Source organism: Saccharothrix coeruleofusca (genome assembly GCF_017876325.1).
GTDB classification, from domain to species: Bacteria; Actinomycetota; Actinomycetes; order Mycobacteriales; family Pseudonocardiaceae; genus Actinosynnema; species Actinosynnema coeruleofuscum.
The window spans coordinates 6,730,274-6,754,504 of the sequence record NZ_JAGINV010000001.1 but is presented as its reverse complement, the minus strand read 5'-3'; the positions used below and the strand labels follow the sequence as shown (position 1 = coordinate 6,754,504).

28 protein-coding genes are annotated in these 24,231 nt (G+C 71.9%); 9 read left to right on the top strand and 19 right to left on the bottom strand.

Annotated features, from left to right (window positions below):
- Window positions 1-82 precede the first annotated feature (82 nt).
- Window positions 83-1,150, top strand: a complete 1,068-nt coding sequence (locus JOF41_RS31105; protein WP_244992420.1) for an LLM class flavin-dependent oxidoreductase — start codon at window positions 83-85, stop codon at window positions 1,148-1,150.
- Here the strand turns inward: JOF41_RS31105 and JOF41_RS31100 are convergent.
- From JOF41_RS31100 to JOF41_RS31090, 3 genes are read right to left on the bottom strand one after another with little or no spacing between them, the layout of a single operon-like run.
- Window positions 1,125-2,132 carry a glycerophosphodiester phosphodiesterase gene (locus JOF41_RS31100; RefSeq protein WP_209623493.1) on the bottom strand — a complete coding sequence of 336 codons (1,008 nt, stop codon included), beginning with the start codon at window positions 2,130-2,132 and terminating at the stop codon, window positions 1,125-1,127. The genes JOF41_RS31105 and JOF41_RS31100 overlap by 26 nt on opposite strands.
- Window positions 2,133-2,155: 23 nt before the next feature.
- A complete protein-coding gene (locus JOF41_RS31095; RefSeq protein ID WP_189221765.1) occupies window positions 2,156-2,428 on the bottom strand; it encodes a DUF397 domain-containing protein in 273 nt (90 codons plus the stop codon).
- A gap of 8 nt (window positions 2,429-2,436) precedes the next feature.
- The gene (locus tag JOF41_RS31090; protein WP_307867578.1) at window positions 2,437-3,318 is read right to left on the bottom strand and encodes a helix-turn-helix domain-containing protein; all 882 of its coding nucleotides are present in this window, start codon (window positions 3,316-3,318) and stop codon (window positions 2,437-2,439) included.
- A 48-nt stretch (window positions 3,319-3,366) separates the two neighbouring features.
- Between JOF41_RS31090 and JOF41_RS31085 the strand changes: the two genes are divergently transcribed.
- Window positions 3,367-3,585: a hypothetical protein gene (locus tag JOF41_RS31085; protein ID WP_189221455.1), complete on the top strand. Its 219-nt coding sequence runs from the start codon at window positions 3,367-3,369 to the stop codon at window positions 3,583-3,585.
- On the opposite strand, the gene JOF41_RS31080 is transcribed toward JOF41_RS31085, so the two are convergent.
- Window positions 3,582-4,199 carry a TetR/AcrR family transcriptional regulator gene (locus tag JOF41_RS31080; RefSeq protein WP_189221456.1) on the bottom strand — a complete coding sequence of 206 codons (618 nt, stop codon included), beginning with the start codon at window positions 4,197-4,199 and terminating at the stop codon, window positions 3,582-3,584. The two genes, JOF41_RS31085 and JOF41_RS31080, sit on opposite strands and share 4 nt — an antisense overlap.
- A 110-nt stretch (window positions 4,200-4,309) precedes the next feature.
- Here JOF41_RS31080 and JOF41_RS31075 point away from each other — a divergent pair, with 110 nt between their 5' ends.
- The 3 genes from JOF41_RS31075 to JOF41_RS31065 are packed head-to-tail and all read left to right on the top strand — an operon-like array spanning window position 4,310 to window position 7,905.
- Window positions 4,310-6,421, top strand: coding sequence for a 2Fe-2S iron-sulfur cluster-binding protein (locus tag JOF41_RS31075; RefSeq protein WP_244989736.1), 2,112 nt, complete (start codon window positions 4,310-4,312; stop codon window positions 6,419-6,421).
- A gap of 30 nt (window positions 6,422-6,451) precedes the next feature.
- Window positions 6,452-6,949, top strand: a complete 498-nt coding sequence (locus JOF41_RS31070; protein ID WP_189221457.1) for a SigE family RNA polymerase sigma factor — start codon at window positions 6,452-6,454, stop codon at window positions 6,947-6,949.
- Entirely contained in the window at window positions 6,949-7,905 is a 957-nt protein-coding gene (locus JOF41_RS31065; RefSeq protein WP_189221458.1) for a hypothetical protein, read from the top strand. The genes JOF41_RS31070 and JOF41_RS31065 overlap by 1 nt, the downstream gene beginning before the upstream one ends.
- Window positions 7,906-7,995: 90 nt before the next feature.
- Here the strand turns inward: JOF41_RS31065 and JOF41_RS31060 are convergent, their stop codons facing one another.
- The 11 genes from JOF41_RS31060 to JOF41_RS31010 form a co-directional block, all read right to left on the bottom strand.
- Complete coding sequence (locus JOF41_RS31060; RefSeq protein ID WP_209623492.1) at window positions 7,996-8,475, bottom strand: NUDIX domain-containing protein; 480 nt, start codon at window positions 8,473-8,475, stop codon at window positions 7,996-7,998.
- 1 nt (window position 8,476) lies between these two features.
- The gene (locus tag JOF41_RS31055) at window positions 8,477-9,382 is read right to left on the bottom strand and encodes a DUF4328 domain-containing protein (RefSeq protein ID WP_229794975.1); all 906 of its coding nucleotides are present in this window, start codon (window positions 9,380-9,382) and stop codon (window positions 8,477-8,479) included.
- A gap of 1 nt (window position 9,383) precedes the next feature.
- Window positions 9,384-9,719, bottom strand: a complete 336-nt coding sequence (locus JOF41_RS31050) for a rhodanese-like domain-containing protein (protein WP_189221460.1) — start codon at window positions 9,717-9,719, stop codon at window positions 9,384-9,386.
- Window positions 9,720-9,732: 13 nt separating this feature from the next.
- Entirely contained in the window at window positions 9,733-10,023 is a 291-nt protein-coding gene (locus tag JOF41_RS31045) for a hypothetical protein (RefSeq protein WP_189221461.1), read from the bottom strand.
- A complete protein-coding gene (locus tag JOF41_RS31040) occupies window positions 10,010-10,414 on the bottom strand; it encodes a hypothetical protein (protein ID WP_209623491.1) in 405 nt (134 codons plus the stop codon). The genes JOF41_RS31045 and JOF41_RS31040 overlap by 14 nt, the downstream gene beginning before the upstream one ends.
- 152 nt (window positions 10,415-10,566) lie before the next feature.
- Window positions 10,567-12,153 (bottom strand): monocarboxylic acid transporter, encoded by a 1,587-nt coding sequence (locus tag JOF41_RS31035; RefSeq protein ID WP_189221463.1) that lies wholly within the window; start codon window positions 12,151-12,153, stop codon window positions 10,567-10,569.
- Window positions 12,150-12,506 (bottom strand): DUF485 domain-containing protein, encoded by a 357-nt coding sequence (locus tag JOF41_RS31030; protein ID WP_189221464.1) that lies wholly within the window; start codon window positions 12,504-12,506, stop codon window positions 12,150-12,152. Before JOF41_RS31030 ends, JOF41_RS31035 begins: the two co-directional genes overlap by 4 nt.
- Window positions 12,507-12,938: 432 nt before the next feature.
- Complete coding sequence (locus JOF41_RS31025) at window positions 12,939-14,699, bottom strand: sodium/solute symporter (RefSeq protein ID WP_209623490.1); 1,761 nt, start codon at window positions 14,697-14,699, stop codon at window positions 12,939-12,941.
- Window position 14,700: 1 nt separating this feature from the next.
- Complete coding sequence (locus JOF41_RS31020; protein WP_189221465.1) at window positions 14,701-15,138, bottom strand: hypothetical protein; 438 nt, start codon at window positions 15,136-15,138, stop codon at window positions 14,701-14,703.
- Window positions 15,135-15,995 carry a LytR/AlgR family response regulator transcription factor gene (locus JOF41_RS31015; RefSeq protein ID WP_189221466.1) on the bottom strand — a complete coding sequence of 287 codons (861 nt, stop codon included), beginning with the start codon at window positions 15,993-15,995 and terminating at the stop codon, window positions 15,135-15,137. Before JOF41_RS31015 ends, JOF41_RS31020 begins: the two co-directional genes overlap by 4 nt.
- A 61-nt stretch (window positions 15,996-16,056) precedes the next feature.
- Entirely contained in the window at window positions 16,057-16,923 is an 867-nt protein-coding gene (locus JOF41_RS31010; RefSeq protein WP_189221467.1) for a S49 family peptidase, read from the bottom strand.
- A 36-nt stretch (window positions 16,924-16,959) separates the two neighbouring features.
- Here JOF41_RS31010 and JOF41_RS31005 point away from each other — a divergent pair, with 36 nt between their 5' ends.
- The gene (locus tag JOF41_RS31005) at window positions 16,960-17,127 is read left to right on the top strand and encodes a hypothetical protein (protein ID WP_189221468.1); all 168 of its coding nucleotides are present in this window, start codon (window positions 16,960-16,962) and stop codon (window positions 17,125-17,127) included.
- A gap of 1 nt (window position 17,128) precedes the next feature.
- Here JOF41_RS31005 and JOF41_RS31000 read toward each other — a convergent pair whose 3' ends face one another.
- Window positions 17,129-18,388: a sensor histidine kinase gene (locus tag JOF41_RS31000; protein WP_189221769.1), complete on the bottom strand. Its 1,260-nt coding sequence runs from the start codon at window positions 18,386-18,388 to the stop codon at window positions 17,129-17,131.
- Between the two features lie 93 nt (window positions 18,389-18,481).
- Here JOF41_RS31000 and JOF41_RS30995 point away from each other — a divergent pair, with 93 nt between their 5' ends.
- From JOF41_RS30995 to JOF41_RS30985, 3 genes are read left to right on the top strand one after another with little or no spacing between them, the layout of a single operon-like run.
- Window positions 18,482-19,192, top strand: coding sequence for a (Fe-S)-binding protein (locus JOF41_RS30995; RefSeq protein ID WP_189221770.1), 711 nt, complete (start codon window positions 18,482-18,484; stop codon window positions 19,190-19,192).
- Window positions 19,171-20,586, top strand: coding sequence for a LutB/LldF family L-lactate oxidation iron-sulfur protein (locus JOF41_RS30990; protein ID WP_209623489.1), 1,416 nt, complete (start codon window positions 19,171-19,173; stop codon window positions 20,584-20,586). Before JOF41_RS30995 ends, JOF41_RS30990 begins: the two co-directional genes overlap by 22 nt.
- On the top strand, window positions 20,579-21,178 hold the full coding sequence (locus JOF41_RS30985; protein WP_189221470.1) for a LutC/YkgG family protein: 600 nt from the start codon (window positions 20,579-20,581) through the stop codon (window positions 21,176-21,178). Before JOF41_RS30990 ends, JOF41_RS30985 begins: the two co-directional genes overlap by 8 nt.
- On the opposite strand, the gene JOF41_RS30980 is transcribed toward JOF41_RS30985, so the two are convergent.
- The 3 genes from JOF41_RS30980 to JOF41_RS30970 form a co-directional block, all read right to left on the bottom strand.
- Window positions 21,171-22,034, bottom strand: coding sequence for an Fpg/Nei family DNA glycosylase (locus JOF41_RS30980; protein ID WP_209623488.1), 864 nt, complete (start codon window positions 22,032-22,034; stop codon window positions 21,171-21,173). The two genes, JOF41_RS30985 and JOF41_RS30980, sit on opposite strands and share 8 nt — an antisense overlap.
- Window positions 22,035-22,061: 27 nt before the next feature.
- Window positions 22,062-22,499: a DUF983 domain-containing protein gene (locus tag JOF41_RS30975; RefSeq protein ID WP_189221472.1), complete on the bottom strand. Its 438-nt coding sequence runs from the start codon at window positions 22,497-22,499 to the stop codon at window positions 22,062-22,064.
- A gap of 142 nt (window positions 22,500-22,641) precedes the next feature.
- Window positions 22,642-24,066 (bottom strand): sigma-70 family RNA polymerase sigma factor, encoded by a 1,425-nt coding sequence (locus JOF41_RS30970; protein WP_209623487.1) that lies wholly within the window; start codon window positions 24,064-24,066, stop codon window positions 22,642-22,644.
- Window positions 24,067-24,231: the final 165 nt, after the last annotated feature.

Here is a 24,231-nt window from a genome sequence, read left to right as displayed (position 1 = left end):
CGAACGCTCGGTTCGCGAGAGGGACTGGTTGGCGGTAGCTGGGGTGGGACAGTCGGCGTTAGCGTCGGGTGGCGTGGGGACCATGAAGTTCAGCTACGCGATGCTGCCCGACTACCCGCTCCACGAATCCCTGGCCGCGATCGAGCTGGCCGACCAGCTCGGCTTCCACGCGGTCTACGCGGCTGACGAGACCTGGCACAAGGACATGTGGCAGCTCTTCGCCGCCGCGGCGGGCCGGACCCGCACCATCCGGTTCGGGCCGAGCCTGTCACCGGTCACCCTGCGCGAACCGACGCTGATCGCGCAGGCTGCGGCGACGCTGGACGAGCTGACCGGCGGACGCGCGGAGTGCGTGATCTCCAGCGGCAACTTCGGCCTGCTCGCGCAGTACTGCGTCGACTGGACGACCACCAAGCCGCTGTCCCGCGTGCGGGAAGCCCACCGCGTAATGCGCACCTTCCTCGACGAAGGCGCGATCACGCACGTCGGCGAGTTCTTCAACTACCGGGGTCTGTTCACCTTCGCCCGTCCCGTGCAGCGACACCTGCCGCTGATGCTCGGCGCGATGCGCGGCCCGAAGTCGTTCCAGGCGGCGGGCGAGATCTCCGACGGCGTGCACCACGCCCTGAGCTACACCCGCAGCGCCTACGACTACGTGGTGGAGAACGTCAGGATCGGCGCGGAACGCGCGGGCAAGGACTGGAAGTCGCTGGACCTGGGCGCGTGGGTGGTGTTCGCGACCGGTCCGGACGCCGACGCGGCACGTCAGGCGGCGCGGGCGATGGTCGGCCTCTACGCCTCCTCCATGCCGGCCGAGCAGTTGGAGCGCAACGGCGTCGACCCGGACTCGCTGCGGGACATCATCGCCGCCGTGGGCACCGGCGACCTCCAGCGCGCCTACGAGCTGACCCCGCCGGAACTGGCCGACAAGCTCTCCATCTCGGGCACCCCGCAGGAGTGCGCGGACAAGCTGCGCAGCGAGGTCGCCGCCGCCGGGATGAACCACGCCATCCTGGCCATCACCGACTCCGCCCTGGTCAACGCCTTCACCGGGATGGAGCTGCCGAAGGTGGCGGGCGTGAAGGAGCAGCTGCGGCTCATCCACGACGAGATCATGCCCGCGTTCAGCGGTAGCGCTTCGGGAGCTTGAACCCGCGCTCCTTCATCACCTGCCGCAGCCGGTCGGGGTAGTCGGTGATGATGCCGTCCACGCCGTCGTCGATCAGCTTGTGCATGGTCGCCACGTCGTTGACGGTCCACGGCACCACCTTCAGCCCCGCCCGGTGCGCCTCGTCCACCAGGGCTTTCGTGGTGAACGGGACGTAGTTCGGGTCGTTGACGGCGCCGTTCTGCGGGTTGCCGTGCACCGGGGACAGCGCGGAAGCGCTGAAGCTCTTCACCGCCCGGACCACGCTGCCGCCGAAGTCGGCCAGCTCCAGCCCGCCGGTCCACGGCGAGCCGGGGCGCAGGAACTCCGGCTGGGTCAGCGCGACCAGCGGCAGGCGCGGCTCCGCCTTGCGCCACAGCATCAGCGTGCCCCAGTCGAAGGACTGGATGGTGACGTTGCGGGAGAAGCCGGACTTGCGGATCTCCCGCGCGGTGACCTCCACGAACCGCTCGCGCGGCGCGGTCTCGTGCGGGGCGGCGGCCTCGACCTTGGTCTCGATGTTGAGCTTCACGTCCCACGCCCGGTGGGCGCGCACCAGGGCGAACACCTCGGCGAGCGTGGGCATCCGCGCGCCGGGCGAGAGCTCCTGGTCCGGGTACTGCGACCAGCGGCGCGAACCGCAGTCCAGGGTGCGGACCTGGGCGAAGGTGAGGTCCTTGACGTACTTGCCCGCGTACGGGAAGTCCGGGTCACCGGGGAACGCGGGCGCGGTGTCGACGCACTTCGCCGGGTTGGTCTTGCGGTCGTGGGTGACCACCTCGCGGCCGTCCTCGGTGATCTGGACGTCCAGTTCCAGGGTGGTCACGCCGACCGCGAGGGCCTTGTCGAAGGCGGCCAGGGTGCTCTCGACGGTCAGGCCGATGCCACCCCGGTGCGCCTGGAGGTCGAAGTCGCGCTTCTTGTGCGCGCTCGCCACTCCGGGGAGCAGGAGCGTTGCCAGCAGTGCCACGACGAGTGCCCGCATGGCTCCACGGTCGCAGAGCCGGGTCAGTCGCCCAAGGTCCGGAGGAAGTACGCCCACTGAACAGCGGGGAAAGCGAGGGTGGGGCCGGTCCGGTTCTTGGAGTCCCGCACGGCCACGGCAGGCCCGGTGAACGCCACTTCGACGCAGGCTGTATTGCTGGCTCCGTTGCTGCGGCTGCTCTTGCGCCACACTGCATCAGCGCAGGCCACCTCGACACAGGCCGCGTTGCTCGCACCGTTGGTGCGACTGCTCTTCCGCCATCTCGCACCGGAAAGGTCCACTGTAGACACAGCCATCGCCTCTCTCATCCGGCCAGGACCCGCTCGATCAAGGTCACTGACGCATCGGGGCTCAATGCCTTGGCGGCGAGGTGATCGAACGTCAGTCTAGCCTCCCGGAGTTCATGCTCATCTTCGACGTGCAGCGCCCCGGTCACGTATTCGATGAAGAGGACACCTGTTTCTTCGGGCTCGGAGAAGTCCAGCAGGATAAAGCTAGTGCTCAGCCCATCGGGAACACCAATTTCATGCGGCACCACTTGCAGCGTGACATTGGGCAGCCGAGCTGCCCTGACCAGCTTTCCCAATTGATCATGCATAATCTCGGCGCTGCCGACCACCGTGCGAAGCGCACCTTCGCCTACGACGGCGTGCAGCCGCAGGGGGTTCTCGGAGTCGATGATCCGCTCTTGGCGGATTTGCCGGACTTTGATGTCGTTCTCCAACCAGCGCTTGGTCCGTTGCAATCGATGAGACTCGAACAAGGCGCGCATGTAGGCGGGCGTCTGGAGTAGACCGGGGATGATCAATGCCGCCACTTCACGCACATCGGATGCCTCTGTCTCCACGTCGATGTAGCCCTGGTTCTCGATGCCGAAGGAGGTCCACCAGCCCCGCTCGCGGGCGCGTTGGGTCTGGTCGACCAGGTCGGGGTCGTAGTGGTCGTACAGGTCCATCATCGACTTCACGAGGTGGACGTCGACCAGCGTCTCGCCCTTCTCGATGCGGTGCAGGGCGCTGCGCGTCTTGTACAGCGCCGCCGCGGCTTCGTCCAGCGTCATCTTCGCCCGCACGCGCATCCGGGCGAGCTTCTTCCCCAACCTGCGGCGGCGGAAAGGCGGTCGGTTCGGCACGTCTTCCATGATCGCAGCGGGACGGACAAAATCGAGATTTCCAATGATGTTCACCGAAAAGTGTGGCCGTCTCGGGTGGACATTACCCCTATGGAAGCCAACTTGTTCTCTCTCGTGTCCGCGAGCGACCCGAGCAAGGTGTTCGCCTACGGCATGGAAATCGCCCAGGAGACCCGCACCGACGCGATCGTCTACCGCCGCGACCCGGACACCGGCAGGACCATGGTCGGCCAGCACTCCACGGCCGAGGACGCCCTGAAGCGCTACGGCAAGCGGGTGCCGCTCGTCCTGCGCTGGGAGTACGACGAGGACGACTGCTAGTCGCCGCGCAGGTAGCGGGTCATCATCGCCACCAGTTCGTTCTCGAACTTCTCCACGGGAATTCCCTGCGGCATGGCCATGAACTTGTGCGTGTTCATCTCCACGGTGAACAGGACGAGTTCCGTGGCCATGTCCAGGTCACCCACCCGGACGTCGGGGTGGCGGGCGAGGACGTCGCGGACCTGGCTCGTGCGCAGCTGCTGGTGCCGGGCGACGGTGTCCAGCAGCTCCTGGGAGACCGGGGCCTCCTCGATCATCAGCCGGAGCAGCCGGGGATCGTCGCTGTGGTTGTCGATCGCGTCGCGGACGAGCGCCCGGACCGCGGCCTCCAGCGTGCCCGGCGAGAGGTCGAGCCGGTCGGCCTCGGTCCAGGTGCCGCGGTCGATGTGCTGGACCGCCAGCTCGGCGAGGATGGCGTCCTTGTTCGGGAAGTACTGGTACAGCGAGCCGATGGAGACGCGGGCGCGCTCGGCGATGCGGTTGGTGGTGCCCGCCGCGTAGCCGTGCTCGGCGAAAACGTGAGCAGCGGCGGTGAGGATGCGCTCGCGCGTCAGCTCGGCGCGCACCTGGCGGGGCTTGCGACGTGGCTCCAAGCGGCGGTCGGCCGAGGGCATCCTGATCCTCTCCGAGGGCGGTAAAAGCGAGTAGCAAAGACCTGAGCTAATGCTCACAATAGTGCTATGAGCTGCGAAAACAAGAGTCCGTTGTGAGTACGCCACACCGCTTGGCCACTGTCGCCGAGGTGGAGGCGGCCGTGGGGCAGCGGCCGTCGATGGTCATGCTGAAGCAGATCGGCGCGCTGGACGAGGGCTGCCGCTCCGTCCTGGCGCGCTGCCCGCTGGCGGGCTTCGGCTACCGCGACGCCGGTGGCGTCAGCCGCACGACGTTCATCGGCGGCACACCGGGCTTCGTGCGCGTCCACTCCCCCACGCGGATCTCCTTCGCCCTGCCGGAGGGCGAGGCGCACGGGCCGGTGTCGTTCGTGTTCCTCCTGCCGGGCATCGGGGAGACGTTGCGCCTCAACGGTTCCGTGGTCGAGCGGAAGGGGGTCGAGACGTTCGTCGACGTCCAGGAGGCGTATGTGCACTGCGCGCAGGCGGTGATCCGCTCGCGCCTGTGGCAGCAGCCGGTGGCCGAGGCCACGCCCGTGATCGTGGGCGACGGCCCGTTGGGTGGTCCGGGTGTCGTGGAATTCCTCGCTGCCGCACCGTTCCTGGTTCTGTCCACTTGGGACAAGTCGGGTGGCGGCGACAGCAGCCCGCGCGGGGACCAGCCGACCGTGGCGCGCGTGCTCGACGGCCGGACGCTCCTCATCGCCGACCGCAGGGGCAACAAGCGCACGGACAGCCTGCACAACCTGCTCCAGGACGACCGGCTGTCGTTCGCCGCGCTGGTCCCCGGCCGGACGGGCGTGCTGCACGGCAGGGGCCGGGGCTCGATCACCGACGACCCCGCGCTGCTGGAGACGGTGGCGCTGCGCGGGACGCCCCCGCACGCGGCGCTGCTCATCGAGGTCGAGCACGCCGAGGTGGCCGCCAACGACGCCGTGGCGCGCTCGCGGGTGTGGAGCGCGCACGTGGAACCCGGCGCGGTGCCGGACCTGATGGTGCTGGCCGGGGAACACCTCGCCGCGAACATGGCCGCCCGCCGGGGCGTGCTCGCCCGCGTGCTCAAGGTCGTCGGGAGGATTCCGGGGTTCGAGCGGGCGTTCCGGGCGGTGATGAACCGCGCCTACCGGTCCGGGCTGCTCAAGGAGGGCTACCAGGACGTCGAACTGGGCTCGCGGCCCGCGCGGTCCGCGGCGGACAAGCCGTTGCGGGAGGTGCGGGTCGTCGAGGTGCGGCGGGAGACGCCCAGCGCGGTCACCCTCGTGCTGGAGGACGCCGAACGCCCGCGTCCCTTCGACTTCCGGCCTGGGCAGTTCTTCACGCTGGTCGCGGACGTCGACGGCCGACCGTTGCGGCGCGCGTACTCCGCGTCGTCCGCGCCGGGGTCGCCGCGGCTGGAGATCACGGTCAAGCGGGTCGAGGGCGGCCGGTTCTCCACCCACGTCCACCGGAACCTGCGCGCCGGGGACCGGCTGTCGGTGCGCGGCCCGTCCGGATCGTTCCACGTGGAACCAACGTCGGGGGAAGTCGTGCTGGTCGCGGCGGGCAGCGGGGTCACGCCGATGATGAGCGTGATCCGCGCCCTGCTCGCGGAACCGACGTCGGGCCGGATCGCGCTGCTGTGCAGCAACCGCAGTGAAGAAGAGGTCATCTTCGCGGACGAGTTGCTGCGGCTGACGAAGGAGCACCCCGAACGGCTGACGGTCACCCACGTCCTGACGCGGGAGCGCGGGCGGCTCGACGCGGCGGGGGTGCGCGGCTGGCTGGCCGACCTGCGGCCGTCCGACGACGCCCGGTACTACCTGTGCGGGCCGGATGGGCTGATGGACACGGTCGGGGGCGTCCTGGTCGAACTCGGCGTGCCCGACGATCGCGTGCACCGCGAGCGCTACACCAGCGGGGCGGACGCGACCGCGACCACCGCGCCGCAGAAGATGGTGGTCGCGGACGGGACGCGCGAGGTCGGCTCGGCGGTGGTCGAACCCGGTCAGACGCTGCTGGACGCCGGGCTCGCCGCCGGGCTGCCGATGCCGTACTCGTGCACGGTCGGCAACTGCGGCGACTGCGTGGTGAAGCTGCGCGGCGGGCGGGTCGCGATGAGCGGGCCGAACTGCCTGACGCCGCGGCAGGAGGCCGACGGCTACGTCCTGACGTGCGTGGGCAGCCCGCTGACCGAGGTCGTCCTGGACATCGCCGCCGGTGCAACCCCTCCGGGCACAACCGCGTAGTTGGGGTGACCGCAGGCAGGAGGGCACCGGGTGGGACGCGACGACGAGTTCTCCGAGTTCTTCACGAACCGGTTCGACCGGGCGCGCCGCACCGCGTACGCGCTGTGCGGCGACTGGGTGGAGGCCGAGGAGATGGCGCAGCAGGCGTTCGTCCGCATGTACGCCAACTGGCGCAAGGTGCGCCGGGAAGGCGCGGACGGCTACCTGCACGTGGTGGTGACCAGGGTGTTCCTCGACTCCCGCCGCCGGGGCAGGCGACGGGAGCACACCGTGGCGGACCCGCCCGAGCGAGCCGTGCCCGCCGACACCTCGGCGGCCGAGGACCGGCAGCCGCTGCTCGCCGCGCTGCGCCTGGTGCCACCCCGGCAGCGCGCCGTGCTGGTGCTGCGCTTCCTGCACGACATGTCGGTGGAGCAGGTCGCGGACACGTTGCAGTGCTCGACCGGCACGGTCAAGAGCCAGACCGCGCGGGGCCTGGAGACCCTGCGCGAGGCCTACCGCGCAACCGAGACCCCGGAGTGTGCCTGATGTGGGACGACGAGCAGGAGCTGCGCGAGGTGCTGCGGTCCGAGGTCGAGGGGCCCGCGCCCGCGCCGTCCACCGAGCTGGCCGAGGTCCTGCGGCGGGGCCGCCGCCGGGTGCTGGCGCGGCGGGCCGGGGCGATGGCGGGGGTGCTGGCGGTGGTCTGCGGGGTCGGCTTCGGCACGATGGCGCTGCGCGACCTCGCGGGACCTCCGGTGCAGGTCGGGAAGCTCGACGGGCCCGCCGTCACCACGACCGCGCCCACCGCGACCGCGCCCACCGCGAACTGGACCCCCGCGAGCCTGCCCCCGCGCACCCCGTACGGCACCTGGCAGCCCGCCGCGTCGGCGCCACCCCCGCCGGACCGGTCGGTCCTGTCCATCCCGCAGTGCGACATGGGGGGCGACCCGCTCGGGAACCTGGGCACGGTCGTGCCGCCCAAGTCGCTGCTGGACGCGTGGCAGGCGGCGGTCACCGAGGTCGCCGCGCCCGCGCGGGTCGGCCCGCTCAACGAGCAGGTGCTCAAGGCGAACAAGGCGAAGCGCCCGGACTCGGTCGACGCCTACCAGCACTGGCTGGACGTCACCGACCCGCTGGGCACCGGCGGGGTGTGGCTGTCCGTGGGCACCCACCGGGGCGACCCGTTGAAGGCCGCGGACGAGCAGGCGTTCTCGCAGGGCAACTGCGCCCCGCCGCGGCGGGCCGTGCTGCCGGACTCGACGGTGGTGCAGTTCTACCCGGTGCGGCCCAGCGAGCCGTTCCAGTCGCTGAGCCAGGTGCTGCGCGTGTACCGGCCGGACGGGCGGTTGGTGCAGGTCGAGGTGCACAACTACGGCAGCCCGGACTTCCGGTTCCGCCCCGACCTGGAGGCATTCGACCGCTTCGGCCCCGGCCGCGCCACGCTGCCGCTGTCGGAGGACCAGCTCACCCGGATCGGCCTGGCCCTGGCCACCACCCCCTGACCCCCAGCCGCGTCGGCAAGTACTACCCGAGGGGCTCACCAGGGCCGTTAACTACTACCCGCCGGCGGACAGACGCGGGCCGGGTAGTAGTTAACGGCCCCTTTCGGGGGGTCGGGTGGTACTTGCAGGCGCGGGGGGCCAGCCGGTGAGGGTGAGGGAGGTTCCGGAGAGGTAGCCGCGCAGGCCGGCGGCGGGGTAGTCGATCAGGTCGGCGGGGAGGGCGGCCAGGGGGAACCAGGTCAGGGCGGAGCACTTGTCGGGCTCGCGGTTGACCGGCTCGCCCGACCAGCGGGTGACCTCGAAGAACAGGCCCAGGCGGGGCTCCAGGCCGGGGGCGGTGACGTGCACGGTGTGCACGTGCCGCAGGTCGGCCTGCTCGACGCGGACGCCGATCTCCTCCTCGGTCTCGCGCGCGGCGGCGGCGAGGACCGACTCGCCCGCGTCGACCTTGCCCGAGGGCAGGTGCCACCGGCCGTCGAAGCGGGAGTCGGTGTCGCGGCGGCGCGACAGCAGGACACGACGGTCGCGCACGAGCACGACGTGCACATCGACCAGGTGGCGGTGGACCACGCTAGCGCGGCGACCCGGCGGCGCGGACCGGGCGCAGTTCCGGCTCCGGGGCGTCCTTCACGCCGACCACCCGCATCCGGCGCACCGCCGACGGGTCCACCGGCAGCAGCAGCGTGGTGATCCGCCGCACCACGGCGGCCGTGGTCAGCGCCACCGCGGCGGCCAGCAGGTCGGCGACGGCGTGCAGCAGCACCCCGTCCGCCATGGCCTGCACGCTGTCGCGGAAGGACCAGGCGAAGGTGAACGCCACGAACAGGCCGGTGCCCGCCCACAGCGCCCACCAGGTGCGGACCAGCTTGGACGGCTTCGGGCGCGCGTTCGCGGGCTGCCGCGCCGCGGCGTGCTCCAGCTCGGCGGCGACCGAGCCGGGCACCACCAGGTTCACGCCCGGCACCACCAGGCCCAGGACGATTTCCCGCTCCGAGCGGGACGGGCCGTAGCCCGCCGTCGCGGCGGCGGCCTCGCGGGCCCGGCGCAGCCACAGCAGCGTGAAGACCACCGCCATCGCGCCCGACACGAACGCCACCACCGACGAGGCGACGACCATCGCGTCGGACACGCCGACCGTCGTCGCCGACAGCGCGCCGTACCGGCTGAGCAGCAGCAGCACGTAGCGCCACAGCTCGCTGCCCGCCGCCCACAGCGCGGTCAGCGCGACCAGGCCGAGGGCGTGCACGGCGGTGCGGGCGGACCGGCGGACCTGGTCGGCGGAGTCCAGGGGGCGGACGGCCTCCAGCGCCACCGAGGTGGGCCAGCGCCACGCCAGCAGCGGGAAGCCCCAGCGCGGCGGCACCGGGTAGGACGGGGGGCCCGCGTAGGGGCGGGTGGGCGCTCCGAACCGACGGTTGGGGTAGGCGCCGGGCGGAGGGCTCGCCACCCAGTCCACGCGCATCGGCTGGAACACCACGTCAGATGACCTCCGGCCGCGCGCCCTCGACCTCGGCCACCAGCGGACGGCCCTGCGCCGCCCACACCTGCATCCCGCCGTCGACGTTGGTGGCGTCCCAGCCGTTGGCGTTGAGGTACTGGGTGACCCGCGCCGACCGGCCGCCCGCGCGGCAGACCACGTACAGCTCCTTGTCGGGCAGCTCGTCCAGCCGCCCGGCCAGCTCGCTCATCGGGATGTGCAGCGCACCGGGGGCGTGGCCCGCCGTCCACTCGTCGTGTTCGCGCACGTCGAGCAGCACCGCGCCGTCGGGCAGCTCCTGCGGGACCTCGGACACTTCAACGCTGGGAACGCTCACGCGGACTATGGTGTCACGCCCCGCGTTGCACTGGCATGAGGACGGACTCCTGCTCGTGGACGTGCTCCCGGTGCGCCCCGGTGTGCGCGCTGGTCCCGGTGGGGGCCGCGCACCGCAGGCCCAGGGCGGTCACCCCGGCCGCCGCGGCGACCACCGCGAGGATGGCCACCGGGGTCCACCACCCGATGGCCGCGGCGATCGACACCACGGCGGCGGCGATGGCGACGGCCACCGCGCCGATCAGCGCCCACCGGGCCGCCCCGATCCGCCCGTGCCGGTTCCGGAAATCGTCAAGAGAACTCATACACCCTCACTCCCAACAGCACCGCGCTGAGCAGGAAGACAATTCCCACCAGGTTGGCCGTGACCACCCAACCCCACTTCTCCATCTCAGCACGGCCGGCATAGGCGAAGCTACGCAAAAAGATGGGAAACGCGGTGACGCCCAGCAGCAGCGCCAGGAAACTCGCCACCAGCTGGAGCGGCGGGACGGGTTTGCCCGCGAACGACAGCGCGAGGGTGGAGCCGATGAGCGCGACGGACGCCGCGATGATCCAGTCGGTCCAGAACAGCAGGTCGTCGCGCCGCAGGCCGTGTGATCTGCCGCCGAGACCCGGCCGACTGGCGGCCTTCATGAACATCTGCGCGCACGCCGTGCCGACCGCCACCGCCAAGGTGACCAGAACCCCGCCCACTCGGACCACTTCCTCACTGGAAACGACCACCCGCTTCCCTCGCCGGGTCATTCGCGAAAGAACTACTCAGCGTTAGCCAAATTTTCCGATGATCACACGAAAGAGGGCCATTCCCGCAAAAAGCGGGAATGGCCCTCTTTCTCAGCGTGACGCTAGTGCGCGGTCGCCTTCTCGGCGCCCACGCCGGTCAGCGCGCGCACCTCCATCTCGGCGTACTTCTCCGCGTCGTTCTCCTTCGACAGCACCGTGCCCAAGTAGCCCAGCAGGAACGCCACCGGGATCGACACGATGCCGGGGTTGGACAGCGGGAACAGGTCGAAGTCGGCGTTGGGGAACATCGACGACGGCTTGCCCGACACCGCGGGCGACAGCACGATCAGCAGGATCGTCACGCTCAGGCCGCCGTAGATGCTCCACAGCGCGCCCGAGGTGTTGAAGCGCTTCCAGAACAGCGAGTACAGGATGGTCGGCAGGTTCGCCGACGCGGCCACCGCGAACGCCAGCGCGACCAGGAACGCGATGTTCTGGCCGTTGGCCGCGATGCCGCCCAGGATCGACACGATGCCGATCACGATGGCGGTCCGCCGGGCCACCTTGACCTCGGTGTCCTTGTCCTCCGCCTCACCCTTCTTGATGATGTTGGCGTAGATGTCGTGCGCGAACGAGGCCGACGCGGTGATCGTCAGACCGGCCACGACCGCCAGGATCGTGGCGAACGCGACCGCCGCGATCAGGCCCAGCAGCAGCGGACCCCCAAGGGCCTCGGCGAGCAGCGGAGCCGCCGAGTTGGCCTTGCCGGGTGCCGCGTTGATCTTGTCGGGGCCGACCAGCGCCGCCGCGCCGTAGCCCAGGACCAGCGTGAACAGGTAGAACAGGCCGATCAGCCAGATCGCCCAGACCACCGAGCGGCGGGCTTCCTTGGCGGTGGGCACGGTGTAGAAGCGCATCAGGATGTGCGGCAGGCCCGCGGTGCCCAGGACCAGCGCCAGCGCCAGGGACAGGAAGTCCAGCTTGGTCGTGCCGCTGGTGCCGTACTGCAGGCCGGGGCTGAGCAGCTTCTCGCCCGCCTTGGGGGCGTTGTCCACCGCCGCGCCGAGCAGGCCGGACAGGTTCAGGCCGAACTTGGCCAGCACCCACAGCGTCATCACGCCCGCGCCGATGATCAGCAGCACGGCCTTGATGATCTGCACCCAGGTGGTGCCCTTCATGCCGCCGATGAGCACGTAGGCGATCATCAGCGCGCCGACCACCGCGATGACCACGGCCTGGCCGACCTTGCCGGTGATGCCCAGCAGCAGCGCCACCAGGCCGCCCGCGCCCGCCATCTGCGCCAGCAGGTAGAAGAAGGACACCGCCATGGTGGACGTGGCCGCCGCGGCCCGGACCGGGCGCTGCCGCATCCGGAAGCTGAGCACGTCGCCCATCGTGTACTTGCCGGTGTTGCGCAGCAGCTCGGCGACCAGCAGCAGCGCCACCAGCCACGCGACCAGGAAGCCGATGGAGTACAGGAAGCCGTCGTAGCCGTTGAGCGCGATGGCGCCCGCGATGCCCAGGAACGACGCGGCGGACAGGTAGTCGCCCGCGATCGCCACGCCGTTCTGCGGGCCGGTGAACGCGCGTCCGGCGGCCAGGTAGTCCGCGGCGGTCTTGGTGTTGCGGCTGGCCCGGATGACCACGACCAGGGTCGCCGCGACGAAGACGCCGAAGATGCCGATGTTGAGGAGGGCGTTGCCGTTCACGAGCGGCCCCCTTCGAGCTCAGCGCGGATCTTCTCCGCGGTCGGGTCGAGGTTCTTGTTCGCGTGGCGCACGTACAGCGTCGTGATGGCGAAGGTCGACACGAACTGGAGGAGGCCGAGGATCAGGCCCACGTTGATGTTGCCGACGACCTTGGTGGCCATGAAGTCGTGCGCGTAGTCCGCGAGCACCACGTACAGCAGGTACCAGGCCAGGAACAGGCCGGCCATGGGGAAGACGAACTTGCGCAACCTGCTGCGCAGTTCCACGAAGTCGGGGCTGGACTGGACCTCGACCCAGTTCTGCCCGGCCGAGTCGGACGGGGTGGGCCCCGAGGTGTTCTCAGCGGTGCTCAACGGTCCCCTCCTCGCTTACTTGGCGACGGTGTCAGCGGCATGAACGGCACGTAAGCCCTCCTGGTGCGCTCCGGTTCGCCGTGCACCGTAAAGAGACGTGGCTCACGCTCGGTAGTCCCCGTCCACGCTTATGCGCCCAACTGTCGAGTGATGCGACGAGCGGTAGTAATGCTGAGACGAAGTACCGTTCCGTGACCAACCTCACCGGTCACCCTATGGTGAGCACACCGTCACCCATCCGAGCAAGCCTCGACAAGGCAGCGCCCCCGGACCCCCGAAGGCTCGACCACCCCCCAACCCCGCGCCAGGAGCCACGTCGGCACACCGGACGCATCCGGCACCGATCATGCTCCCCGGCCGCCCTGGGACCGGTCCCGACAAGCCGACACGCGCCACCCCCGCATGGGGGGCAGTGCGGGGGGACAGCGCCGATCAGGCGTCCGCTTTCTCGCCGCTGCCGAAGCGCTGCACGTCGCGGTCGCGCATGAACCCCAGCGGGTCGGGCGCGTGCAGCCGCAGCAGGATCTGGTTGACGTCCTCGGGGGACCGGCGGGCGGTCAACTTGCTGATGACGACCATGGTGGCGAACGCCGCGGGCACGGTGAGCAGCGCGGGCTGGGCGGTGATCGGCGGCGCCCAGTCGCCGGTGTAGGAGCTGATCACGGTCAGCACCTGCGAGCCGATCACCAGGCCGCCGCCCACGATCAGACCCGCCATCGCGCCGACCCAGGTCAGGCCGCGCCACCAGATGCCCAGCAGCAGCAGCGGGCAGAACGTCGAGGCGGCCAGGGTGAACGACATGGCCACCACGGTCAGCGAGGCGTCGCCGCGGGGCAGCAGCAGCGCCAGGCCGATCGCCACCGCGCCGGTCAGCAGGGTGGCCCACCGGAAGTCGCGGACCTTGCCGGGCAGGATGTCCGTGGACACCACCCCGGCCACGCTCACCACCAGGCCCGACGAGGTGGACAGGAACGCGGCGAACGCACCCGCCGCCACGATCGCGCCGAGGATCTTGCCGCCCAGGCTGGGCACCATCATGTGCGGCAGCAGCAGCACCGCCGCGTCGGTCTTGCCGGTGACCAGCAGCTCCGGCAGGTACTGCCGGGAGATCACCCCGAGCACCGTGGGGAACAGGTAGAACAGGCCCAGCAGGTACAGCACGTGCAGCGCGGTGCGGCGGGCCGCCCGGCCGTCGGGGTTGGTGTAGAAGCGGACCAGCACGTGCGGCAGGCCCATGGTGCCCAGGAACGTGGCGAAGATCAGCGAGTAGGTCTCGAGCAGCCCGCTCAGGCCGCGGCCCCGCGGGTCCAGCCACTGCGCGTTGGACGCCGGCGAGCCCTCCACCACCGGCACCGGGTCGCCCGCGCGGAACCGCAGCTCGGCGCGCGCGCCGACCTCGTAGACCCGCGGCGTCCAGTACACCGGGCCGTTGGCCAGCGCGCCGTTGACCTGGCCGACGACCTCCAGCTCCATCGGCAGCACCGCCCGCACCCGCACCGGCTCGGTGGTGGTGATCGTGGTGTCCTGGTGGAACCGCAGCACGCCCTGGTCGTCCACGTCCTGCGCGCCGTTGCCCGGACCGGCGAGGAACACCGCGAACAGCACGAACGTCGGGGCCGCGACGGCGAACAGCTTGCCCCAGTACTGGAACGCCTGCACCAGGGTGATGGCGCGCATCCCGCCGCCGAGCACGTTGACCACGACGATCACGGCGACGACCACGCCGCCCAGCCACACCGGCAGGCCGGTGATCGTGTTCAGCGTCAGCCCCGCGCTCTGCAGCTGCGGCACCAGGTACAGCACGCCGATGCACACCACGAAGAACGTGCACACGTGCCGCAGCTCGCGCGAGCCGAGCCGGGCCTCGGCGAAGTCGGGCAGGGTGTAGGCGCCGGAGCGGCGCAGCGGCGCGGCGACGAACAGCATCATCGCCAGGTACCCGGCGGTGAACCCGATCGGGTACCACAGCGCGTCGATGCCGTCCTTGAGCACCAGCCCGGCCACGCCCAGGAACGACGCGGCGGACAGGTACTCGCCGGAGATCGCGGCGGCGTTGCGGGTGGCCGGGATCGCGCGCCGGGCCACCAGGAAGTCCGGTGTGGTGTTGGCCCGCCGCGATCCCACGTAGCCCAGCAGGAAGGTCAGCGCCGCGACCAGCACGACCAGGCTCAGGCTCCAGATGTTCTGCACCATGTCAGCGGTCGACCATGTTGACGAAGTCGCGCTCGTGCCGCTCGGCGGCCCGGCGGCAGACGTAGCCCACACCGTAGAACAGCGGGAACGGCAGCAGGCCCAGCAGCACCCACGGCAGCCGCACCCCCAGCAGCTGCACCCGCGACACGTCGTCGTACAGGTGGAACAGCGCGGGCAGCAGCGCCACCGCCACCAGCGCCGAGCCGCCGAGCAGCGCGGTGCGCAGCTGCGTCCGGATCAGGTCGCGGACCAGCTTCTCGCCGACGCTGGTCTGCTCCTCCAGCTCGATGATCGTGCGCAGCACCCGGCCGCGGCCCTTCGGGTCGGCCAGCACCACGCGCCTGCGGCGCGGCCTGCGCGCCCCGACCGAGAGCCACGCGTCCCGCTCGCCCGGCTGCGGCTGCTCCGGCTGGCCGGGCGGTCCGGAGTGCCTGGTCATCCCCAACCGCTCTTCGGGGGCCGCACGATCCGCTCCTTCAGCTCCCTGGTGTGCCTGCGGCTGACCGGCAGCTCCTTGGCGCCGTCACCGCTGCCGATCACCACCGCGTACCCGTTCGACGTCATCCTCAGCTCGGTCACCAGCGGCAGCGCCACCAGGTAGGACCGGTGGATGCGCACGAACCCGGCGTTCTCCCAGCGCTCCTCCAGCTGCGCCAGCGGGATGCGCACCAGGTGGCTCTGCCCGTCGCTGGTGTGCAGGCGCGCGTAGTCGCCCTGCGCTTCGACGTAGCGGACGCTGGCCCTGGGCACGAGCTTGATGGTGCCACCCAGCTCGACCGGGATCACCTCGTCCTCGGCGGCGTCGACGGGCGCGGGCTCCGGTGCGCCCGCCGGGGTCAGCGAGACCCGGTCGACCACCCGCGAGATGGCCTTGTTGACCCGGTCCTCGTTGATCGGCTTGGTCACGAAGTCCAGCGCGCCGACCTCGAACGCGACCACGGCCTCGGAGTGCTCCACGCCGGTGACGAACACCAGCGCGGGCGGCGCGCGGAACGCGCCCAGCACGCGGGCCAGGTCGGTGCCGCTGAGCCCCGGCATGTTGATGTCCGCGAACACGGCGTCCACCGGCGGCAGCCCGGCCTTGGCCCGCTCCATCACCTCGACGTCGTAGTCGCCGCGCAGGATGCGCAGCGCCTCGGCGGCGTCGAAGGCGGTGAGCACGCGGCGGATGTGCGGGCTGCTCTCCAGCAGGAACTGGATCTCGTTCAGGCCGGGCGCCTCGTCGTCCACCGCCAGGACGAGGAGGCCGGCGCTGCTCACTGGGGTATTCACTGGGCTGCTCACTGTGCCGCGCATCTTGCCCACCGACCATCGGTCGTGTCCACGCCGGTCGGGGCGCGGCGGCGCGACCGGGGGCTCACAAGCCGAATCGCGACCAGCGCGCCCGCTCTTCCAGCGCCGCCAGCCCCTCCGCGAAGAAGTCCCCCGATCGTGTAGTGGCGCCGGCGAGCCCGAGGCGGGCCAGCAGCGGCTTGCGCGGCTCGGCGACGGCGATCTCGGCGTCCGGGTAGCGCTTGGCCACCACGCCGCGCAGCGTGCCGATCCCGTCGACCAGGCCGAGCTCGGCGGCCTTCGCGCCGGTCCAGATCTCGCCGTTGAACAGCTCGTCGTCGGTGCCCACCAGCTTGTCGCCGCGGCGCTCGCGGACCCACGCCGCGAACTGCTCGTGCAGCTGGACCTGCAGGCCCTTGAGCCACTCCACGTCCTCCGGCTTCTCCGGGCTGAACGGGTCCAGGCGCACCTTGTGATCCCCGGCGGTGTGCACCCGGCGCTCCACGCCGTAGCGCTCCAGCAGCCCGTTGAGCCCGAAGCCCGCGCTGACCACGCCGATCGAGCCGACCAGCGAGGTGCCGTGGGCGTAGATCTCGTCGGCCGCGCAGGCCAGCCAGTAGCCGCCGGAGGCGGCCAGGTCCTCGCAGAACGCCAGCACCGGCACCCGCTTCTTGGCGGCCAGCTCGCGCACCCGCTCGGCGATCAGCGCGGACTGGGTGGGCGCCCCGCCCGGCGAGTTGATCAGCAGCGCCACCGCGACCAGCCGGTCGTGGTCGAACGCGCGGGTCAGCGCGGTCTCCACGGTCTGCACGCTGATGGTGTTGCGGGCCATGGGCGTGGGGGTCGGGGTGATGACGCCGTGCAGCCGGACGGCCGCCACCACTGGTCCGCGCTCGCTCCGCTCGCTGACGATCTTCGGCAGCCTGGCCGCGATCTTGTCCGTCACGCTCATGCACTCGACCATACGTGGCGCAGCTAACATCGGGGCGTGACGTTCAACCCGATCCGATGGCTGGAGCGGTACGTCGAGTGGTGGGACGATCGCGGCCGCCGGAACCCGGACGGTCCGACCCCGATGCAGGTCTACTGGATGTGGGTGATCTGGTCGGCGTGCGGCGTCATGCTGGTCAGCGCGCTGGCCATCGCGGCGGGGTGAGCTAGACGCCGATGGCGGGCTGCTCGGCCGTGTCGTCGAGCTTGGGGGGGACCAGCGGCAGGTTGGTGCGCACGCCCTGGCGGTACTTCGGGATCTTCAGGATGATCTTCATCCCGGCGTCCGGCGCGGTCTCCACGACCAGCGCGTACTCGTCGCCGAACACCGCGCGCATCCGCTGGTTGATGTTGCCCAGGCCCACGTGCGCGCCGGTCTGGTGGGCGTCCTTCAGGTCGTCGAACAGCCGGTCCGGGTCCATGCCGACGCCGTCGTCCTCGACGCTGATCAGCGCCTCGGCCCCGTTGTCCTCCGCGATCACGGTCAGCAGCCCGCCGCCGGGCTTCTTGGCCAGGCCGTGCCGCACCGCGTTCTCCACCAGCGGCTGGAGCACCAGGAACGGCAGCACCACCTGGAGCACCTCGGGCGCGATCTTCAGCCGCACGTTCAGCCGCGAGCCGTAGCGGGCCCGCTCGATGGTCAGGTAGCGGTGGATGTTGGTCAGCTCGTCGGCCAGCGTGGTGAAGAACCCGTCGGTGCGGAAGGAGTACCGGGTGAACTCGGCGAACTCCTGCAGCAGCTCGCGCGCCTGCGCCGGGTCGGTCCGGATCAGCGAGGAGATCGTGTTCAGCGCGTTGTAGACGAAGTGCGGGGAGATCTGCGCCCGCAGCGCCTTGACCTCCGCCTGCGCCAGCGCCTGCCGGGACTTCTGCAGCACCTCCAGCTCCAGCTGGGTGGAGACGAACCGCGCGGTCTCCTCGGCGATGCGGATCTGCCGCTTGTGGGCCACCCCGCTGACCACGATCAGGGTGCCCGCGACCTCGCCCTCCACCACCAGCGGCACGATCACCGCGCTGCTGAGCGGGCACGGTCCGGTCTGGTCGCAGTCCAGCTTGGCGTGCTCGACGTGCTCCTTGTGGCCCTCGCCGATGGCGCGCTCGATGTACTCGCGCAGCCACACGTAGTGGTCGTTGGCCTCGCCGTCCCACGACAGCAGGGTGCCCTCGTGGTCGGTGATGCCCACGGCCACGCAGCGCAACATCTCGCGCAGGTGGGGGGTGGCCTTGTCGGCCGCCTCCTGGGTCAGGCCCTCGCGCAGGTCGGCGGACGCCTTGGACATGCGGTGCAGCATGTCCATCACGGCGTCCTCGACCGAAGTGCTCACCCGTCGGGCGCGGCACAGCATCACGAAAAGACCCAGCACGGCCAGGGTGGCGATGAGACCGAGAACCGCACGCTCAGTAAGGAGGTCGCGCACGGCGTCCATGCTCTGGGTTGCGGGCGCGTCGGGCAAGGGGTCTCACCCCCGCACCGGTAGACATCCGATCATTCGCCGGCCACAGTGGGTGCCGTGGAGAGGATCGCGCTGTTCGCCACGTGCCTGACCGACACGCTGTACCCGGCGACGGCCAGGGCGGTGGTGCGGCTGCTGGAGCGGCTGGGCCGCGCGGTCGAGTTCCCGCTGGACCAGACCTGCTGCGGGCAGATGCACTTCAACACCGGTTACGCCGCGCACGCGGAGGGCCTGGCGCGCTCGTTCGCCTCGGTGTTCGCCGGGTACGACGCGGTGGTGACGCCCTCCGGCTCGTGCGCGGGCATGGCGCGGGAGGTCCACCCGAAGCTCGGCGCGGGCGGCGTCCCCGTCTACGAGCTGTCCGAGTTCCTGGTGGACGTCCTGGGCGTCACCGACGTGGGCGCGTACTTCCCGCACCGCGTCACCTACCACCCGACGTGCCACTCGCTGCGGGTGCTCGGCGTGGGCGACAAACCGCTGGCGCTGCTGCGGGCGGTGCGCGGGCTGGAGCTGGTGGAGCTGCCGCTGGCCGAGTCGTGCTGCGGGTTCGGCGGCACGTTCGCGCTGAAGAACGCCGACACCTCCACCGCGATGCTGGCCGACAAGATGCGCTGCGTGCTCGACACCGGCGCGGAAGTGCTGACCTCGGGCGACAACTCGTGCCTGATGCACATCGGCGGCGGCCTGTCCCGGCTGCGCGCGGGCGTGCGCCCGGTGCACCTGGCGGAGATCCTGGCGAGCACGGAGGAGGACCCTTGGGCACCCGCAACCCGGTGACCTGGCTGGGCAGCCCGGCCTTCCCGGAGGCGGCGCGCACCGCGCTGGCCGACACCCAGCTGCGCCGCAACCTGCGCAACGCCACCACGACCATCCGGGGCAGGCGCGCCGCCGCCGTCGCCGAGCTGCCGGACTGGGAGCGGCTGCGGCGGGCGGGCGAGGCGATCAAGGACCGCGTGCTGGCCGAGCTGGACACCCACCTGGAGCGGCTGGAGGCCGCGGTGACCGCGCGCGGCGGCGTGGTGCACTGGGCGCGCGACGCCGCCGAGGCCAACGAGATCGTGCTGCGGCTGGTCGGCGACGAGCGCGAGGTGGTGAAGGTCAAGTCCATGGCCACCGCCGAGATCGGCCTCAACGAGGCGCTGGCGGCCGGTGGCGTGCGCGCGGTGGAGACCGACCTGGCCGAGCTGATCGTGCAGCTGGGCGACGACCGGCCCTCGCACATCCTGGTGCCCGCCATCCACCGCAACCGCGCGGAGATCAGGGAGATCTTCCGCCGCTCGGGACTGGCCGCGACCGGCGACGCGCCGCGCGAGCTGGCCGAGGCGGCGCGCGCGCACCTGCGCGAGAAGTTCCTGTCCTGCAAGGTGGCGATCTCCGGGGCGAACTTCGCGGTCGCCGACACCGGCTCGGTGGTGGTGCTGGAGTCCGAGGGCAACGGGCGGATGTGCCTGACCCTGCCGGAGAAGCTGATCACCGTGATGGGCATCGAGAAGCTGGTGCCGACCTGGCAGGACCTGGAGGTGTTCCTGCAGCTGCTGCCGCGCTCCTCCACCGCCGAGCGGATGAACCCCTACACCTCGGTCTGGACCGGCGTCACCCCCGGCGACGGACCCGCCGAGTTCCACCTGGTGCTGCTGGACAACGGCCGCACCGCCACGCTGGCCGACCCGACCGGGCGGCAGGCGCTGCGCTGCATCCGGTGCTCGGCCTGCCTGAACGTCTGCCCGGTCTACGAGCGCACCGGCGGCAAGTCCTACGGCTCGGTCTACCCCGGCCCGATCGGCGCGATCCTGACCCCGCAGCTGGTCGACGACCCGCACGACGCGCAGGCCGCGTCGCTGCCGTACGCCTCGTCGCTGTGCGGGGCGTGCTTCGAGGTGTGCCCGGTGCGCATCGACATCCCCGAGGTGCTCACCCACCTGCGCGCGCGGGTGGTGTCCGCCAGGGGCCGCACGGCCGAGTCGGTGGCGATGGCCGCCGCCGCCTGGGTCTTCGGCGACCCCGCCCGCTACGAGCGGGCGCAGCGGCTGGGGTCGCTGGCCCGCTTCCTGGGCCGGGACGGGCGGATCTCCCGGCTGCCCGGACCGGGCGCGGCGTGGACGGCCTCGCGCGACGCGCCCGTGCCGCCCCGCGAGTCGTTCCGCGAGTGGTGGAGGCGCAACCGTGGCTGACGCGCGTTCCGAGGTGCTTGCCCGCGTCCGCGCGGCCCTGCGCGACCGGCCCACCCCGCCGGAGGTGCCGCGCGACTACGAGCGCACCGGCGACGCCTCGCTGGCGCTGCTGGCCGAGCGCGTCGCGCACTACCGGGCGGCGGTGCACGAGGTGGGGCCGGACGAACTGGTGCCGCTGCTGGCGCGGCTGCTGGCGGGCAAGCGGATCGCCGTGCCCGCCGACCTGCCGTGGCAGGTGCCCGGCGTGACCTGGCTGGTCGACTCGCCGCCGCTGCCGGTGGCCGCGCTGGACGGCGCGGACGGCGTGCTGACCGGCTGCGCGGCGGCCATCGCGCCCACCGGCACGATCGTGCTCGACGGCGGGGTCGGCCAGGGGCGGCGGGCGCTGACGCTGCTGCCCGACCACCACGTGTGCGTGGTGCGCGAGGACCAGGTGGCGGGCAGCGTGCCGCAGGCGCTGGCGCGGCTGGACCCGTCGCGCCCCCTGACCTTCATCAGCGGGCCGTCGGCGACCAGCGACATCGAGCTGGACCGGGTGGAGGGCGTGCACGGGCCGCGCAGGCTGGAAGTCGTGCTGGTGCGCGCTACTTGAGCAGCCGCGACATCCGCCGGTCCGCCAGCGGCCTGCCGCCGGTCTGGCAGGTCGGGCAGTACTGGAAAGCCTTGTCCGCGAAGGAGACCTCGCGGACCGTGTCGGCGCACACCGGGCACGGCAGCCCGGTGCGGCCGTGCACGCGCAGGCCCGAGCGCTTCTCGCCCTTGAGCCGGGCCGCCGACTGCCCCACCGACCGCGCCACGGCGTCGGTCAGCACGCCGATCACCGCCTCGTGCAGGCGGTCCAGCGCCTGCGCCGACAGCCTGCCCGCCGTGGCGTAGGGCGACAGCCCGGCGGTGTGCAGGATCTCGTCGGAGTAGGCGTTGCCGATGCCCGCCAGCAGCGCCTGGTCGGTCAGCGCCGTCTTCAGCCGCTCGGTGCGGCCGGCGAGCAGCTCGGCCAGCTCCGCCCGGCCCAGCGACAGCGCGTCCGGGCCCAGCCTGGCGACGGAGGGCACCTCGGCCGGGTCGTGGACCACCCACGCGGCCAGGCCCTTCTTCGTGCCCGCCTCGGTCAGGTCGAACCCCGGCCCCCGCCCCGGCGGACCAAGGTGCGCGCGCAGCGCCAGCGGCCCCCGGCCGGGCTTGGGCGGCGCCGCGGCCACGGTGTCCGACCAGCGCAGCCAGCCCGCCCGCGCCAGGTGCACCACCAGGTGCAGCCCGTCGCAGTCCAGGTCCAGGTGCTTGCCGAAGCGGCCCGCGCCGGTCACCTCCCGGCCGTGCAGGGCGGTCACCGGCGGGTCGAACGTCTTGAGCACCTGCGGGGACGCCACGTCGACCCGCGCCACCACGCGGCCGACCGCGTGCTCGCGCAGGTGGTGGGCCAGGGCCTCGACCTCGGGGAGTTCCGGCACCGGGACAGTGTGGCCCGCCGGTCGCGATCAGTCGACCGGTTGCAGCGGCCCCTCGATGTCGGGCAGCGAGTACATCTCGATCTTGCGGGCGATGGTCCGGACCTCGTTGCGCACGGTCAGCACGCCGCGCACGTAGCCCACCCAGCGCTCCGGCGGCAGGTCGTCACCGGTCGCCTTGGACTCCGCCACCACCAGCCACGGCCTGCGCAGCGCCCAGCGGGCCGGGAAGAACAGGAACATCAGCAGCAGCGCCAGGATCAGCCACCCCGGCACCACCACGTCCGCGGGCTTCCAGGCCACCAGCACCACGGCCAGCGCGATGACCACGGCGAGCATCAGCACCCCCGGCCCCTGGCCGCCGCTGACGTCGTGCTCGAAGTCGGCGTCGGCGGCCGGGTTGCGCCACTCCACCTGGCTGCGCACCGTCCACATCCGGCCGTCCGCGCCGCGCACCAGCCGTGTCATGCCCGTCTCCTCGACGTCGAGCGGTCACCCAGCGTGTCCCCACGGTACCCGCCGGGCCTTGCGCCCCGAGGGTGAACCGCGTGGCCGTGATTGTGCCGTGCCGTGATCGATCCGGCACGCGCGGAGATCTCCGGCCCACTCTTCAGAGCAAGCGCGGGGTGGGGGTGGGCCGCAGCGTCACCGTCGTGGGCGTGGTCGCGGGCTCCGAGGTGCGCATCACGGTGTTGGCCTTCTCCGTGCTGGTGGAGTCCGTGCCGGTGGAGTGCGTGCCGGTGGGGTCGGCGCCGGTGGGGTCGGCGGGCGTGGAGGACTGCTTGAGCAGCTGGGCCTCGGTGCCCGCCGTCTCCGCGGGGGTGTCGACGACCACCCGCCCGGAGGACTGCCCTTCGGCTTCCCCCGCCGAGGGCGACGACCGCCGCGACTGGTCCGCCGCGCTGGTCGGCGCGACCGGCGTGGTCGAGGTGACCACCGTGCCGCCGCTGGTCGTCGACGGGGGCGTGCCGGTCGCGGCGCGCTGCGTCCGCGCCGCCGTCTCCACGTGCGGCCGCGCCCGGCTGGTGGCCTCGCCGGTGACCGTGACCTCGGCGGCGGTCGTGGTGGAGGCCAGCGCCAGCACGTCCTCCCCGTGCCGGGCGTTCGGGCCGGGCTGCACCAGCGCCGGGCCGGGCCCCCCGGTGAACGTGCCCGCCACCATGCCGAACAGGCCGACCGCCGCGGCCGACGCGGCGGTGGTCAGCACCAGCTTGAGCCTGCCCGCGACGCCGCCGATCGCGGTGATCGCCGCGGTCGCGTGCGGGGCGATCACCGCGGTCGCCGCCACCGGCACGGCCAGCATCGCGGCGTGGGCGCGCAGCGTGGAGCAGACCTCGACCAGCTCGGCGTGCAGCGCGTTGCAGGACGCGCAGGTCCGCAGGTGCTTGCGGATGCGCAGCTGCTCGGCCCCCTGCACCCCGCCCGCGGTGTAGGTGCCCAGCTTGGCCACCACCGAGCTGCACGCGCGCGGCCCGCCGTCCGCCCCCGCCGCCAGGTGCGCCTGCAGGTAGGCGGCGCGCAGGCCCTCGCGGGCGCGGCGGGCCAGCGCGGCCATCGCGTTCGGGCTCAGGCCGAAGTGCGGCGCGACCGCGGCGGGCCGCTCGCCCTCCACCTCGACCCGCCACAGCACGCTGCGCCAGCGCTCGGGCAGGCTGGTGAACGCGCGGGAGATCAGGGTGTGCTCGGCGCGGTCGGCGGTCGCGTCCGGGAACGGCTCGACCCGCCTGCTCAGCTCCTCGTCCGCCACCGGCACGTCGCGCCTGCGCCCGCTCCACTCCCAGGCCACCCGGCGGGCCACGGTCAGCAGGTAGGTGCGCACGTGGTCGGTGGGGCCGTTGCCCCGGCGGATCGCCTGGAGCACCCGGAAGAACGCCTCGGCGGTCAGGTCCTCGGCCTCGGCGTGCTCGCGCACGTGCCGCAGGGCGAACCGGCGCACCGCGTCGGAGTGGCGGGAGAACAGCTCGCCGAAGGCGGTGTCCTCGCCCGCGCGGACCCTGGCGAGCAGCTCACGGTCGAAATCGGCGTCCTCGGCCATCGTGCCCGGCACCTCCCGCCCCTGCTGAGCACTACTCGGCCAAGATGCCACAACCGGTCGGTAACCCTCGGGCCGATAGCGAGCCGACAGCCAATACCACCCGTTCGTCGTGAGCCGTTCGGCCCAACCGGTGCACCCGCCCTCCGGTACGCCACCGGTGACGAC

Bases quoted from the DNA above. Each gene is read 5' to 3' on its own strand.
- JOF41_RS31095 (WP_189221765.1), bottom strand. From the start codon at position 2,428: ATGGCTGTGTCTACAGTGGACCTTTCCGGTGCGAGATGGCGGAAGAGC.
- JOF41_RS31010 (WP_189221467.1), bottom strand. From the start codon at position 16,923: ATGAGCGTGACGGACAAGATCGCGGCCAGGCTGCCGAAGATCGTCAGC.
- JOF41_RS31025 (WP_209623490.1), bottom strand. From the start codon at position 14,699: ATGGTGCAGAACATCTGGAGCCTGAGCCTGGTCGTGCTGGTCGCGGCG.
- JOF41_RS31000 (WP_189221769.1), bottom strand. From the start codon at position 18,388: ATGGACGCCGTGCGCGACCTCCTTACTGAGCGTGCGGTTCTCGGTCTC.
- JOF41_RS31015 (WP_189221466.1), bottom strand. From the start codon at position 15,995: ATGCGCGGCACAGTGAGCAGCCCAGTGAATACCCCAGTGAGCAGCGCC.
- JOF41_RS31100 (WP_209623493.1), bottom strand. From the start codon at position 2,132: ATGCGGGCACTCGTCGTGGCACTGCTGGCAACGCTCCTGCTCCCCGGA.
- JOF41_RS31105 (WP_244992420.1), top strand. From the start codon at position 83: ATGAAGTTCAGCTACGCGATGCTGCCCGACTACCCGCTCCACGAATCC.
- JOF41_RS30975 (WP_189221472.1), bottom strand. From the start codon at position 22,499: ATGACACGGCTGGTGCGCGGCGCGGACGGCCGGATGTGGACGGTGCGC.
- JOF41_RS30970 (WP_209623487.1), bottom strand. From the start codon at position 24,066: ATGGCCGAGGACGCCGATTTCGACCGTGAGCTGCTCGCCAGGGTCCGC.
- JOF41_RS31080 (WP_189221456.1), bottom strand. From the start codon at position 4,199: ATGCCCTCGGCCGACCGCCGCTTGGAGCCACGTCGCAAGCCCCGCCAG.
- JOF41_RS31045 (WP_189221461.1), bottom strand. From the start codon at position 10,023: ATGAGTTCTCTTGACGATTTCCGGAACCGGCACGGGCGGATCGGGGCG.
- JOF41_RS31020 (WP_189221465.1), bottom strand. From the start codon at position 15,138: ATGACCAGGCACTCCGGACCGCCCGGCCAGCCGGAGCAGCCGCAGCCG.
- JOF41_RS31065 (WP_189221458.1), top strand. From the start codon at position 6,949: ATGTGGGACGACGAGCAGGAGCTGCGCGAGGTGCTGCGGTCCGAGGTC.